1 protein-coding gene is annotated in these 488 nt (G+C 60.7%); it reads left to right on the forward strand.

Going from position 1 to position 488, the window contains the following annotated elements; genetic code table 11:
- The coding region (locus HW554_RS20340) for a hypothetical protein (RefSeq protein WP_176910356.1) at positions 1 to 424 on the forward strand (424 nt) is incomplete at its 5' end.
- Positions 425 to 488 lie beyond the last annotated feature (64 nt).

Below are 488 nucleotides of genomic sequence, written 5' to 3' on the forward strand. Positions count from 1 at the left end.
GGCCACTGACTACACGGTGTACGCCGTGGTCAATATGCGCTACGAGGATAGTACGTACCTGCTCGACGGCGCGGCCCACAGCATCATCTTCGGCGTCAACTCGGACGGCGACGCCGGGGCCTACTATGTTGGCTCGGCCAAAGGCGCGGCCAACGCCACGCCGGGCCAAAAGACGCTCATTGCCTGGCGGCTCTCCGTGGCAGACGGGGCGCGGGTGTACGTCAACGGCGCGCTCGCCTACAGTGGCCCCTACGCGGCGGCCCCCCTAGCCTCCGTAACCACGTTCGGACGCCATTTCAGCGTACCGTTCGCCTATCTACTCGGCGACGTGTACTCGTTTGCCGTGCGCTTTGGCTCCGACACGAACGAGGAGTACGCCGAGGCCAGCGCCTTCCTGAAAAGCCATGCCAGCGTTACTTTCTAACTTTTTTTCTTTCACTTTTTAACACCCCAATACCATGACCGTTGATAACCTAATTTTCGACCGC

This window comes from Hymenobacter lapidiphilus (assembly GCF_013377885.1).
GTDB classification, from domain to species: Bacteria; Bacteroidota; Bacteroidia; order Cytophagales; family Hymenobacteraceae; genus Hymenobacter; species Hymenobacter lapidiphilus.